General features: G+C 36.6%; 13 protein-coding genes. 11 read left to right on the forward strand and 2 right to left on the reverse strand.

The window, feature by feature from the left end; translation table 11 throughout:
• The first annotated feature begins 16 nt into the window (after nucleotides 1-16).
• The 4 genes from ACM55M_RS14265 to argH all read left to right on the forward strand — a co-directional run bounded on the left by ACM55M_RS14265 (nucleotide 17) and on the right by argH (nucleotide 4,207).
• Nucleotides 17-964, forward strand: coding sequence for an N-acetylornithine carbamoyltransferase (locus tag ACM55M_RS14265; protein WP_416858327.1), 948 nt, complete (start codon nucleotides 17-19; stop codon nucleotides 962-964).
• Complete coding sequence (argB, locus tag ACM55M_RS14270; protein WP_416858328.1) at nucleotides 954-1,739, forward strand: acetylglutamate kinase; 786 nt, start codon at nucleotides 954-956, stop codon at nucleotides 1,737-1,739. Before ACM55M_RS14265 ends, argB begins: the two co-directional genes overlap by 11 nt.
• Nucleotides 1,736-2,806, forward strand: a complete 1,071-nt coding sequence (locus ACM55M_RS14275; protein WP_416858329.1) for a M20 family metallo-hydrolase — start codon at nucleotides 1,736-1,738, stop codon at nucleotides 2,804-2,806. Before argB ends, ACM55M_RS14275 begins: the two co-directional genes overlap by 4 nt.
• Nucleotides 2,807-2,926: 120 nt before the next feature.
• Nucleotides 2,927-4,207 (forward strand): argininosuccinate lyase, encoded by a 1,281-nt coding sequence (gene argH / locus ACM55M_RS14280; protein WP_416858330.1) that lies wholly within the window; start codon nucleotides 2,927-2,929, stop codon nucleotides 4,205-4,207.
• An 85-nt stretch (nucleotides 4,208-4,292) separates the two neighbouring features.
• On the opposite strand, the gene ytxJ is transcribed toward argH, so the two are convergent.
• Nucleotides 4,293-4,682 (reverse strand): bacillithiol system redox-active protein YtxJ, encoded by a 390-nt coding sequence (ytxJ, locus tag ACM55M_RS14285; RefSeq protein WP_416858331.1) that lies wholly within the window; start codon nucleotides 4,680-4,682, stop codon nucleotides 4,293-4,295.
• Nucleotides 4,683-4,826: 144 nt separating this feature from the next.
• On the opposite strand from ytxJ, the gene clpB reads away from it, so the two are divergent.
• The 4 genes from clpB (at nucleotide 4,827) to ACM55M_RS14305 (ending at nucleotide 10,161) form a co-directional block, all read left to right on the forward strand.
• On the forward strand, nucleotides 4,827-7,430 hold the full coding sequence (gene clpB / locus ACM55M_RS14290; RefSeq protein ID WP_416858332.1) for an ATP-dependent chaperone ClpB: 2,604 nt from the start codon (nucleotides 4,827-4,829) through the stop codon (nucleotides 7,428-7,430).
• Between the two features lie 743 nt (nucleotides 7,431-8,173).
• Nucleotides 8,174-8,662 (forward strand): IS200/IS605 family transposase, encoded by a 489-nt coding sequence (tnpA, locus tag ACM55M_RS14295; RefSeq protein ID WP_416858333.1) that lies wholly within the window; start codon nucleotides 8,174-8,176, stop codon nucleotides 8,660-8,662.
• A 133-nt stretch (nucleotides 8,663-8,795) separates the two neighbouring features.
• Complete coding sequence (locus ACM55M_RS14300; protein WP_416858334.1) at nucleotides 8,796-9,395, forward strand: nitroreductase family protein; 600 nt, start codon at nucleotides 8,796-8,798, stop codon at nucleotides 9,393-9,395.
• Nucleotides 9,396-9,513: 118 nt separating this feature from the next.
• A complete protein-coding gene (locus ACM55M_RS14305) occupies nucleotides 9,514-10,161 on the forward strand; it encodes an HAD family hydrolase (protein ID WP_416858335.1) in 648 nt (215 codons plus the stop codon).
• Nucleotides 10,162-10,192: 31 nt separating this feature from the next.
• On the opposite strand, the gene ACM55M_RS14310 is transcribed toward ACM55M_RS14305, so the two are convergent.
• Complete coding sequence (locus ACM55M_RS14310) at nucleotides 10,193-10,660, reverse strand: OsmC family protein (protein ID WP_416858336.1); 468 nt, start codon at nucleotides 10,658-10,660, stop codon at nucleotides 10,193-10,195.
• Nucleotides 10,661-10,861: 201 nt separating this feature from the next.
• Here ACM55M_RS14310 and ACM55M_RS14315 point away from each other — a divergent pair, with 201 nt between their 5' ends.
• From ACM55M_RS14315 to ACM55M_RS14325, 3 genes are all read left to right on the forward strand, one after another.
• On the forward strand, nucleotides 10,862-11,731 hold the full coding sequence (locus tag ACM55M_RS14315) for a DUF808 domain-containing protein (protein ID WP_416858337.1): 870 nt from the start codon (nucleotides 10,862-10,864) through the stop codon (nucleotides 11,729-11,731).
• Nucleotides 11,732-12,189: 458 nt separating this feature from the next.
• Nucleotides 12,190-13,044 (forward strand): DUF3800 domain-containing protein, encoded by an 855-nt coding sequence (locus ACM55M_RS14320; protein ID WP_416858338.1) that lies wholly within the window; start codon nucleotides 12,190-12,192, stop codon nucleotides 13,042-13,044.
• A gap of 147 nt (nucleotides 13,045-13,191) precedes the next feature.
• Nucleotides 13,192-13,800 (forward strand): hypothetical protein, encoded by a 609-nt coding sequence (locus ACM55M_RS14325; RefSeq protein ID WP_416858339.1) that lies wholly within the window; start codon nucleotides 13,192-13,194, stop codon nucleotides 13,798-13,800.
• The last annotated feature ends 223 nt before the right edge of the window (nucleotides 13,801-14,023 follow it).

Raw genomic sequence — 14,023 nt, forward strand, 5'->3', positions numbered from 1 at the left:
TTAAATAAATACGACAATGAACTACATCTCCATACAAAACATAGATTCGCTCAACAAATGGGTGAAAGAAGCATTAAAGATCAAGAAAAAACCATTAAAAAACAAAAAACTGGGTAAAAACAAAACTTTAGGAATGTTGTTTTTTAATTCCAGTTTGAGAACGCGTTTGAGTACCCAAAAAGCAGCTTTGAATTTAGGAATGAACGTCATGGTAATGAATTTTACCAGTGAAGGTTGGACGCTTGAATTTGAAGACGGAGCTATCATGAACTCTGGTGCTTCGGAACACATCAAAGAAGCGGCAGCAGTTGTTTCTCAATATTGCGATATTATTGCCATCAGAGCTTTTGCCGGTCTTGCTGACAAGGAAAAAGACAATGCCGAAATCGTTCTTATGGGTTTCTTAAAATACGCCACTGTGCCAATTGTTAATATGGAAAGTGCCACAGGACATCCGTTACAATCCCTAGCCGATGCCATTACTATGGCAGAACATAAAACAAAACACAGACCAAAAGTAGTTTTGACTTGGGCACCACATCCCAGAGCATTGCCTCAGGCTGTTCCCAATTCCTTTGTGCAAATGATGCAATTACAAGATGCCGATTTTGTCATTACGCATCCGGAAGGATACGAATTGAATCCTGAAATCACGAAAGATTCCAAGATTGAATACGACCAAGATAAAGCTTTCGCAAACGCCGATTTTATCTATGCCAAAAACTGGAGCAATTATAACGATTATGGTCAGATTACAAATTCCGACCCAAATTGGACCGTAACTGCCGATAAAATGAAACTGACTAATAATGCTAAATTTATGCATTGTTTGCCGGTAAGACGTAATGTAATCGTTACCGATGAAGTGATTGACAGCCAAAATTCAATTGTTATCGAACAAGCCAATAATAGAACCTATGCCGCACAATTAGTGTTGCAAAAAATATTGGAAAATGGAAAATAAAAAACCGGTAACGCTACTAAAAATTGGAGGAAACATTATTGATAATCCAACGGAATTAGCACAATTTTTAGCTGATTTTTCTAAAATTGAAGGCTACAAAGTACTCGTTCACGGCGGAGGAAAATCAGCTACCAAAATGGCAGAAAGTATTGGTTTAGTTCCTCAAATGATTGATGGAAGACGCATTACCGATGCCGCTATGCTTGATGTAGTTGTGATGATTTATGCAGGTCAAATCAACAAAAATATGGTTGCCCAATTACAAGCAAATTCCACCAATGCGATGGGATTTTCCGGTGCGGATGGAAATTTAATTCAATCGGATAAAAGAAACCACCCAACAATCAATTATGGCTTTGTGGGCGATGTGAAAAAAGTGAACACGCAATTATTGGAAACGTTGCTTTCAACGGGTATAGTCCCTGTATTTTGTGCGATTACGCATGATGGAAAAGGACAATTATTAAACACGAATGCCGATACCATTGCCAGTGAATTGGCAATTGCTCTATCCGAAGTTTTTGATGTCACTTTGAACTATTGTTTCGAAAAACCGGGTGTTTTATATGACGCCGAAGATGATGCATCCGTAATTGAGAACATCAATCAAGAATTATATTCCAAATTAAAAGCCGAAAAAGCGATACATTCCGGCATGATTCCTAAATTAGACAACTGTTTCAACAGTTTGTCCAAAGGAGTTCAAAAAATAAAAATTGGCCATCACAGGATGTTGCAAGATAAAACGGCATTGTACACTACAATTACACTATGAAGAGTATAGAAATCCTTACACAAGAAGCCATTGCGCTATTAAAAGCACTGATTGAAACACCTTCCTTTTCAAGTGAAGAAGACCAAACAGCACTTTTAATCGAAAATTGGTTTACACAAAATAATATTCCTTTCGAAAGAGAAAATAATAACATTTGGGCTTTCAATAAACATTTTGATAAAACCAAACCCACACTATTACTGAATTCACACCACGATACCGTAAAACCAAACCAAGGCTATACCAACGATCCTTTTGAAGCTATCGTAAAAGACGGGAAGTTATTTGGATTGGGAAGTAATGATGCGGGTGGTTGTTTGGTTTCGCTTTTAGCCACTTTTGTTCATTTTTATTCGAATGAAAAGCTGCCTTACAATATTGTGATGGTCGCTTCAGCCGAGGAAGAAAGCAGCGGAAAAAATGGATTAAACAGCGTATTGAAACATTTACCGGAACTGGAATGTGCCATTGTGGGAGAACCTACTTTGATGCAATTGGCAGTAGCCGAAAAAGGGTTATTGGTACTCGATGTCATCGTAAAAGGTACAGCCAGTCACGCCGCACACAACAATCCGGACAATCCCATTTACAATGCAATACCTGTTATAGAATGGTTGAACAGCTATCAATTCGAAAAAATATCAGCCGTTTTAGGACCCGTAAAAATGACGGTAACCCAAATCAACGCTGGAAAACAACACAATGTAGTTCCGGCCGAATGTCATCTGGTTGTCGATATTCGGGTGAATGATTGTTACAGCAATCCCGAAATTTTAGAAACCGTAAAAAGACATTTGACCGCCGAAGTCAATCCGCGTTCCATGCATTTGAATGCGTCATCGATTCCCGTTGCACATGGATTAGTACAAGCAGGAATCGCACTGGGAAGAACAACGTACGGCTCGCCTACCCTTTCGGATCAATCCGTTTTGAGTTGTAAATCCTTAAAATTAGGACCTGGAGAAACCCTGCGGTCTCATTCAGCAGACGAATTTATATTTATAAACGAAATAGAAGAAGGAATTCAATTGTATATCAAAATACTAACTGATTTTTTCAAACAATAAAATAATTTGGAGCTAATCCCGCTATTCGCTTTATCTTTTTCTGGCTAAAGAAGCCAGAAAAAGGATATCGCTCCTATCGGGGCTAAAAATCTAACAGTCTAAAAATCTAATTATTCATATATGAAACTTTGGGAAAAAGGAATACCAACCGATAAACAAATCGAACATTTCACCGTTGGAAACGACAGGGAACTAGATTTAGTTCTGGCCAAATATGATGCTTTAGGCTCTATCGCTCACGCCAAAATGTTGCAACAAATCGGGCTTTTGACAACTTCTGAAACGGATTCTTTAGTGCTGGCCTTAGAAGATATTATTATTGATGCCGAAAAAGGGCATTTCGAAATTGAAGACAGTTTTGAAGACGTACATTCTAAAATCGAATATCTTTTAACGGTAAAATTAGGCGATGCCGGAAAAAAAATCCATACTGCCCGTTCCCGTAACGACCAAGTTTTAGTAGACGTTAATTTGTATCTAAAAGACGTAGTTAAAGAACTTAAGGAACAAGTAAAAACATTGTTCGATCTGCTTATGGAATCAGCAGAAAAACATCAAAATATTTTGTTGCCCGGGTACACACACCTTCAAATTGCAATGCCGTCTTCTTTTGGAATGTGGTTTTCCGCTTACGCCGAAACTTTGATTGATGATATAACGATGTTGAATGCGGCTTTGAAAATAGTAGACCAAAACCCTTTGGGTTCGGCTGCAGGTTATGGAAGTTCCTTCCCTATCAACAGAACATTCACCACAGCCGAATTGGGTTTTGAAACCTTAAAATTCAATTCGGTTGCGGCACAAATGAGCCGTGGAAAATCGGAAAAAACGGTTGCTTTTGCAATGAGCAGTGTTGCTGCTACTTTGGCGAAGTTTTCTATGGACGTTTGTTTGTATATGAGCCAGAATTTTGATTTCATCAGTTTGCCTGCTCATCTTACAACAGGTTCCAGCATTATGCCACACAAGAAAAACCCAGATGTTTTTGAGCTGATCCGTGGAAAATGCAACAAAATTCAGGCGTTGCCATACGAAATCACTTTAATTACCAACAACTTACCAAGCGGGTATCACAGGGATTTACAACTTTTGAAAGAAGGCTTGTTTCCTGCGATTCAAAACCTGAAAGCCTGTTTGGATATTGCTATTTTCGCTATAAAAGACATCAAAGTAAAAGAACATATATTAGACGATCCTAAATACAATTATCTGTTCACTGTGGATACCCTGAACGAAATGGTTCTTGCCGGAATGCCATTTAGAGATGCTTATAAAGCGGTGGCAGAACAACTGGAAAATGGTACTTTCAAATCGCCAAAAGAAACAAAACATACGCACGAAGGAAGTATTAATAACTTGTGTTTAAAGGAAATAAAAAGGAAAATGAGGGATTCTTATTAATTCAAAACCAAAATAGTTGCTGCAAAAAAATCCATTCGTTGAAGCGAATGGATTTTTTTATATTTTAAAATTAAACTATTGACTATTAAACCTTTTTTCCTAACTCTTCCGCATCAATATCACTATGCGAAACATTGTAAACAGCTTTTCCGTCTTTAATTACTATCAATTGCGGGGACTGATGGGTTACTCCAAATTGATACGCAATAGCATTAGAAATATCGCGATGCGCTATTAAATCTAAAAAATAAGGCGTAACTTTATCTGCGCTATTAAACTCATTTTCAAACTGTTTCAGCGCCATCCTACTTACGCTGCATCGGGTACTGTGTTTAAAAATGGCTACCGGTTTTTCATTCGAAATGAAGATAATTTCATTCAATTGTCCTAAATCGGTTAGTTCATTCCAGTTGATTTTGTTTTCTTTTAAATCCTTGTCTTCTGAACTATTAAATATATTTTGAAAAAAACTCATAATTGTCTTATTTTAAGACATTTTGACTTTATAATATGATAAAAATCATGAAATTTCCGTCAATTTGTCTGTATTATTGTATTGGAATATATATTGAATATAATTCGCAAAGTTAGTCAAATAACAACAAAACAATATACCATCATGAACATAAATAAATTTACCATCAAATCTCAAGAGGCCATTCAGCTTTCCCAACAATTGGCGCAAAGCAACGGGCAACAACAGATAGAAAACGAACATATTTTCAAGGCCATTTTTGAAGTCGATGAAAATGTGGCGCCTTTTCTATTGAAGAAACTGAACGTAAATGTGAGTTTATTGGAACAAATAATAGACAGCACGATTCAAAGCTTTCCAAAAGTTTCCGGTGGCGAAATTATGCTTTCCAGAACCGCAAACTCAACATTAAACGAAGCCGAGATTATTGCAAAAAAAATGAATGATGAATTCGTTTCTGTAGAGCATTTAATTTTAGCCATATTTGGTTCCAAAAGTAAAGTTGCCCAAATCCTGAAAGACCAAGGCGTTACCGAAAAGGGACTAAAAGCCGCTATCGACGAATTACGAAAAGGAGAACGAGTGACTTCGGCCTCTGCCGAAGAAACCTATAATTCCTTGAATAAATATGCGAAAAATCTAAACGAATTGGCTCGTAACGGTAAACTCGATCCCGTAATTGGTCGTGACGAGGAAATTCGCAGGGTATTACAAATTCTTACCCGTAGAACTAAAAATAACCCAATGCTCGTGGGAGAACCCGGTGTTGGGAAAACAGCCATCGCCGAAGGATTAGCCCACCGAATTGTAGATGGAGACGTTCCTGATAATTTGAAAGATAAAATCGTGTATTCCCTTGATATGGGAGCCTTGATTGCCGGAGCCAAATACAAAGGGGAATTTGAAGAACGATTAAAATCAGTCGTAAAAGAGGTCACTTCTGCCGAAGGCGATATTGTTTTATTCATAGACGAAATCCATACGCTTGTGGGAGCCGGCGGTGGCGAAGGTGCTATGGATGCGGCTAATATTCTGAAACCGGCATTGGCTCGTGGGGAACTGCGCGCCATTGGAGCCACAACATTGGATGAATACCAAAAATATTTCGAAAAAGACAAAGCACTCGAAAGACGTTTCCAAAAAATAATGGTCGAAGAACCGGATACCGAAAGTGCCATTTCGATTTTGCGTGGAATCAAGGAAAAATACGAAACGCACCATAAAGTTCAAATCAAAGACGACGCTATTATTGCTGCTGTCGAATTATCGCAACGGTATATCACGAACCGCTTTCTTCCGGACAAAGCGATTGATTTAATGGATGAAGCCGCTTCCAAACTGCGTATGGAAATCAATTCGAAACCCGAAGAACTGGATGTTTTGGATCGAAAAATCATGCAGTTGGAAATTGAAATTGAAGCCATTAAACGAGAAAAAGACGAAAGCAAACTCAAAATTCTGGGCATGGATTTGGCCAATCTCAAAGAAGATCGCAACGAAATTTATGCCAAATGGAAATCAGAGAAAGATGTAGTCGATAACATTCAAGCGGTAAAAACAGAGATAGAGGACTTCAAATACGAAGCCGAACGTGCCGAACGTGATGGTGATTATGGAAAAGTAGCCGAAATTCGGTATGGTAAAATCAAGGAAGCGCAAGAACGTTTAGCCATTTTACTAAAAGAATTACAAGAAAACCAATCGGGAACTTCGTTGATAAAAGAAGAGGTAACTCGTGAAGATATCGCCGAAGTCGTAGCCAAATGGACTGGAATTCCAGTGATGAAAATGCTTCAGGGTGAACGAGAAAAACTATTGAAACTGGAAGATGAATTGCATCACAGAGTGGTAGGACAGGAAGAAGCCATTCAGGCCGTGAGCGATGCGGTGCGCAGAAGCCGTGCCGGATTGCAGGATATGAAAAAACCGGTGGGAACCTTTCTTTTCCTCGGTACAACGGGAGTTGGTAAAACAGAATTGGCGAAAGCCTTGGCCGAATACCTGTTTGATGATGAAAATGCGATGACCCGTATCGACATGAGCGAGTACCAAGAACGCCACAGCGTAAGTCGTTTGGTGGGGGCGCCTCCGGGATATGTGGGCTATGATGAAGGCGGACAATTGACCGAAGCCGTACGTAGAAAACCCTATTCCGTAATTTTATTGGATGAGATTGAAAAAGCGCATCCAGACACGTTTAATATCTTGCTACAAGTCTTAGACGAAGGACGTTTGACAGATAACAAAGGGCGTTTGGCCGATTTTAAAAACACGATTATCATCATGACTTCTAATATGGGGAGCCAGATTATTCAGGAGAAATTCGAGAATTTAAAAGGAAGCGTGGAAGCCGCAACCAAACTCGCCAAAGTGGAAGTACTGGGATTATTGAAACAAACGGTGCGCCCGGAATTCATCAATCGTATTGATGAAATCGTGATGTTCACGCCATTGACCAATGAAAATATTGCTCAAATTGTTGGGTTGCAACTGAAAAATGTGACAAAAATGCTGGCACAACAAGGCATTACGATGGACGCGACTCCGGAAGCCATTGCTTATTTATCCGAGAAGGGATATGATCCACAATTTGGAGCCAGACCCGTGAAAAGAGTGATTCAAAGAGACGTTCTCAATGAATTATCCAAAGAAATTCTATCCGGAAAAATAACTACAGACAGCATCGTTTTGATTGATGCGTTTGATGGAAAACTGGTTTTTAGAAATCAAAGCGAATTGGTGAACTAAATAGTTCCTTATATAAAAAATTCCAAAGTTTTCAACTTTGGTAAAGCAGATAAAAACACTAGTCGAAAGGCTGGTGTTTTTTTATGCTGCTTTTTTAGTAGCAGCACAGTTGTAGATTTTCATCACGAGTTGTCCCGCTGTCCGCAATATCTTTTTTTAAACGCAACCCTATCATTGTTCAGAACTCTGAAAGGTTAAAAGCGTTTAAAAAAGGATACTTGCTCCCATCGGGGCTAATTGATAACAACCTTTTTTCAGTAGAATATTTTGAAAAACAAACTCTTTGGCAACCATTTAAATCTTTTATCAACCCTTCTGAATGACAAAGTAATATAATAATTTGTAGTATATTATTTATATCTTAGCGAAACTATAAAAAGCTAATTGTGGAGGAGTAATGATATGTACCGAGCCGATGGCTCTTTGTGATGCGGGAGTTCCGTTGTTAACTGGACTAAAGTCCAGCCTTACAAAATGGATCGAGCCGATGGCTCTGAGAAGTCTATAAAAGTACCATAGGAACGATACATATGGTAGCAACGGATTTTAATCCGTTGGTATCAAAAACAAAACGCATGCAAAAGTTCCATAGGAACGATACATATGGTAGCAACGGATTTTAATCCGTTGGTATCAAAAACAAAACGCATGCAAAAGTTCCATAGGAACGATACATATTGTAGCAACGGATTTTAATGCGTTGATTTAAATAAAAACGAATAAAGATTCATCTAAAATATAAAATGGCAAATACCTATCATCAAGTTTACATTCAAGCAGTTTTTGCAGTAAAGTATCGAGAAGCCGTTATTAGTAAGGAATGGAAATCTATACTAATGGGTGTAATTGGTAATTTGATAAATGAAACTGGGTGCAAAACCATTATTATTAATGGTGTTGAAGATCACGTGCATTGTTTCTTGGGATTGAAACCAGTGGTTTCTATTTCAGAATTGATGAAAACCGTTAAAGCAAAATCCTCCAAATATATCAATGACCATCAATTGACAAAATCAAGATTTGAATGGCAGGAAGGTTATGGTGTTTTTTCGTATAGCCATTCCCAAGTTGATACTGTTTATAAATACATTACCAATCAAGAAGAGCATCATAAGAAACAAACCTTCAAAGAGGAATATTTGGCGTTTTTAGAAAAGTTTGAAGTGCCGTTTGATGAAAGGTATATTTTTGAACATCTGATATGCCCCAGTACGAAGTCGGGAGGATTCTAAGGGTGTCCTCAGAAACTCAGTACCCATCACAAAATACCGTTCGCTACCAACTCAATCAAATTGTATAATCCTACTATTAGCTTAACTTTGCATCACTGTTTAATCCTATTACAACCGTTTAAAAAACACAACCATGAATATTTTAGAATTAATAAAAAAAAGATATACAGCAAAGAAATACAACGCTGACAAAGCCATACCTCAAGAAAAAATTGAAGATTTGAAAGAGGTTTTACGGCTCACTCCTTCTTCCATAAATATTCAACCTTGGAAATTTACATTTGTACAAAATCCAGAAATTAAAGCAAAATTAGCTTCCGTTTCCATGCATAATGAAGAAAAAATAAATCAAGCGCAACTATTGGTTGTATTTAGTGTTGCGGATGATTTGGATGCTTTTCAAAAAGTGGTAGACAACGAATTACCGCAGGCCAGAAGGGATTGGTATAACCAAATGAAAGCAAGTATGCCCGAAGCCGATTTGAAAATATGGCTGTCGAAACAAGTGTATATCGCCTTGGGAGTTGGTTTGACCGCTAGTGTTGCATTGGGTCTGGATTCAACAGCAATGGAAGGTATCGAATCGGATAAATACAGGGATATTCTTAGTATGGCAGCATATAAACCATTATTTGCAATGGCGGTAGGTTACGGTTCGGAAGATGATTTCAACCGAATTGAAGTAACACCAAAATCCAGGAGATTACAAGAGAGTGTAATTGAAACTATTTAACAAAAACGGGTCAGACCAGTTCTACCTTTTAAGATAAAAAACAATATCCCTATCTTTGGGTATGATATCCAAACAAGAATCGAAATGCTGAATTTTTCGATTCCTATAAAAATAAAAAATGAAATTTAAAGGAATTATTTTTGATTTAGACGGAACACTAGTGAATTCATTGGAAGACATTGCCGATGCGATGAACAGTGTTCTTCAAGGCCTCAATTTCCCTACTCACAGTTATGATGCTTATCAATATTTCATTGGCAGCGGCCTTAGAAATTTGGTCAGTAAAGCCTTGCCGGTAACACATAATGATGAAACACAAATTGATCAGTGTTACCAGTTGATGGTTGGAGTATATCGTAATAATTGTACGCATAAAACAAAAGCCTATGATGGGATTTTCGAATTATTAGACGAATTAAAATCACGCAATATAAAACTAAGCGTGTTCTCGAATAAAGCAGATGACCTGACAAAAGAAATTACAGCAACGCTATTTCCTGATTATTTTAATCCAATATTGGGTTTGACGACAGAATCACTAAAAAAACCAAATCCATTTAAAACAGTGGAAATAAGTGAACACTTTGGACTAAAAGCCGAAGAAATCCTTTTCATAGGGGATTCCGGTATTGATATGCAAACGGCAACGAATGCTAATATGTATGCCGTAGGGGTTTCATGGGGCTATAGACCCGAGGCAGAATTGCTTTCAAATGGAGCAAAATATGTATTAAACCAACCGGCTGATTTAATTGCTATTTTGTAATTAATCCAAAAAAATAAAATGCGGAATCCCTTTAGTTTGTAGCTGCAATTTCGCAAGTTGGAACATGTACAATTGGAAAATTACACGAATTGGCTATAAAACAGAGTTGGTTTGCTTTTTTATGCAAGCTAATTGCCTCCGCAATTTTTTCTTTGTTGCTGATACGCACTTTAGGATTGAGTTTAATTGCAATAAAACGGCCGCTACCGTCGGCCAAAACTTCAAGAGTTGCTTCCGCTTCATCTGTATACGACACCACATCGATACCATTTTGTTCACAAACATATAAATACGACATCATGTGACAGGAAACCACACTGCTCAATAAAAGGTCTTCTGGATTGTACAAAGCAGGATCTCCTTTGAAAGCTTTAGCCGCCGAAATATTTAAAACGGCCTTACCGTCAATCGTTATGGTATGACTTTTAGTAAACGTCGCCGCTTCCTTTTTAGAAAAAAGCCAATCTAATTTGGCTTTAAATACATGTTTGAATCCCATACTTATTTTTATTTCAAAAGTAATTAAAAACAGCCCTGCTAATACCGAAAGGTTTTGGGTGAATATTAACTAAAAATTCACCCGTTTTATAAATAGAGTAAATAAAAAAGTTTTAGCTTCGCATCAATAAACAATCAAAACGCGTTAATCAAATTTTGGCAAAGCAATTCCAAAAGCAACGCAGTTTCTAAAACAATCAAAATGGCATCAGGTTTTTTCGCACTATTAGATGATATCGCAGCAATTATGGATGATGTTGCAGTAATGAGTAAATTTGCAGCCAAAAAAACGGCTGGTATTTTAGGCGATGATTTGGCCGTAAATGCCGAGAAAGCTTCCGGATTTATCTCCTCAAGAGAGCTCCCCGTATTATGGGCAATCGCAAAAGGTTCTTTCATAAACAAGGTAATCATTTTACCCATCGCCTTTCTGCTGAGTGCTTTTTTTCCTGTAGCTGTAATCATAATCTTAGTGCTTGGCGGACTTTATTTAGCCTATGAAGGTGCCGAAAAAATATACGAATACTTCTTTCCGCACGAACATGCAAAGCACGAAATTTCGTTGGAACCGATGACCGAAGAGCAAATTTTAGCTTTCGAAAAAGGAAAAATAAAATCAGCCATCGTAACCGATTTTATTTTATCAGTAGAAATCGTAATTATTGCGCTGGGCACCGTTATTGGAAAACCCATTTTGTCGCAGATTCTTGTTGTTTCCATCATTGCAATAATAGCAACCGTAGGTGTTTACGGGATTGTAGCCCTAATTGTACGAATGGATGAAGCAGGTTTAAAACTGATTCAACTGAGTTCCAAGGAAGGAAGTTTTACAAAAACGGTAGGCAACATTCTGGTACAAGCGTTGCCAAAAGTCATCAAAAGTTTATCTGTCATAGGTACTATCGCCTTGATATTAGTGGCAGGCGGCATATTTGTACACAATATCGATTTCTTACATCATGTATTACCGCAATTACCGGCCATCGTAACCGAATTTATAATCGGACTTCTAATCGGGGGAATTGTTTTGGGAATTGTAACGCTGTTCAAAAAGATCATTGGCAAAAAGTAAACAACAGTTGAATACACTTTAGCCGTATACATAATTTAAAAATAAGGAGAACATCAGTCGAAAGGCTGGTGTTTTTTTATGCTTTTTTAGGAGCAGAACATTTCTAATTTTTCAACACGAGCTGTCCCGCTGTCCACAGTATCTTTTTATAAACGCAACCCTATCGGGTTGCGTTTATAAAAAGGATACTTGCTCCCATCGGGGCTATTTGACAACGCGTTTTTTCCAGAATAAAGTTTTCGAGAAAAGTGCTTTATTAAAGTTTAAAATCTGTTATAAATAGTATTTGAATAAAAAAAATGATTACTAATTTGTAAGAAAAATTTAATATATTTGAGAAAATATATTGCTACGCAGTAGCGTCTATCTACCCAAAATGAGATGTATATACGCTACTTTGTAGCACATATATACAAGTTAGTAGCTATTTAACAAAACTCACCGCTAAAAAATAAAATATGCATTTTCTTTATATTGATGAAACTGGAGACACTGGAAATGATTTACTAAATGTAGAACAACCAATTTTTGTTATCGGCGGCTTAACTGTTAGTGATGAGAAATGGAATCCGACTCAACAAAAATTTGTTACAATCATTAACAGATACTTTGGAGGAGCAGTTCCAGCAAATTTTGAATTGCATGCACATGAACTTCTATCCCCCAATGGTGATGGACATTTTGCAGGTCATGTGCGAGCTATGCGAAATCAGCTAGCATTTGATGTCTTGAATATTCTTGTAGATCACACACACAATGTTCATATTATTGCTTTCTCAAAGTCATTAATTCACGCTAACACTTGCATGGTTGCTACAGCTTTCAATTCTAAATCTCCATATTTATTAGGATTTGACTATTTAATAACTCAATTTAATGACCATATTAAAAGAAAACTTGGTAGTTCCGCAAGAGGATTAATGATATTAGATAAGAAGGAAAATCATCATGCAGACATCGAAACTATACTTCATGATAGAAGATTTTTAACTGTTGCCACACATAGAGTTAAAAGAGTTGTCGAATTTAGTTACCCTATAGATTCTACTAAGAATCCAATGATACAAATTTCTGATCTAGTCATTTTCTGCATTAGAAAATTTTTAGAATGTGAACATGGTCATGGCGTTGCATGGCCACAAGCTGCTAAAGATTTCTTTGCATCTTGCTATAACATTATTGACGGACGATTAACTTTTAAAACAGGTATTATAGCAAGATCAGAACCTAGACTTAGACTTTTAAATGACTACATTTCAACTGTTAATCTTCGTCCAAGAACTAGGTGGAAATCTCATTATACAATAACATAAACGGCTACTAACAGCGGTTTCGCAAGATTTGGGTTTTAGGCTTAATTTAAAGTCGGTCTTGTGTCTGGAAAATTTGTGTTTAACCGAAAAATAAATCTTAATTTAGTCCCAAACCTCGCGAAGTCGCGGGACGTTAGCAGATATTTTATGAAAAACTACGAAAATGAAATATTAGTAATTGAGAACATAACTTCTGATTATGAAAAACTAAGCGATAAAGAATTGATTAGTTTTTTATATGAATGTTGTGGAATTATATTAATTGAAGTCCAAAAAGTAGAATTTATTATTCACGGTTTAGTTGCTCATTTTAATAAAAACATATTACGAACAAATAAGCAATTTGAAAAATTAACTCCGAGAATCTTTTTAGACAATGATGAGAAATCTAGAAAAAACAGAAAGCAAACTCTCGGAAATATTATAAATATTCTACTTAAAAATAATGATTTTTTCAATGATTCTGAATTAAATGAATATGTAAAAAATAGAAATATTTTTGTACACTCATTTTGGAGAGATTTCCTTTCTGGAAATAAAATTGAAAATCGTGAAGAAATTTTAAACGCTATGAAGTTCTTAATGGAATTTAGCAAAGAAAACATAAAATGGAAATCTTTGTTTAAAGGTTTATTATACTTATTTGCAGTTGTTTGTGCAGAAAAAGAAAACAAAGATGTTGAGTTATTTAAAAAACACAAACCTAACTATGATGATTTAATAAATTACATAAATGAACAAAAAAACATCTGTTAACAGCCACTACAACGGATTTGGGCAATAGACTTAATGGGAAGTTGGTTTTGTATTTGGAATGATTTCGCATCCTCTTTGCAAAGTCTCCCGACTTCGGAGCCATCATAAGGAAACCCAAATAAGAAATATCCACAGACTATTTAAAAACCTAACCGCTCGTGAACAAACAAAAGCAAGCAACTTATTGACAAATATCAAAAGGACTATTGATTATTATAATTTA

It is taken from the genome of Flavobacterium galactosi (genome assembly GCF_048158585.1).
Classification (GTDB): Bacteria; Bacteroidota; Bacteroidia; order Flavobacteriales; family Flavobacteriaceae; genus Flavobacterium; species Flavobacterium galactosi.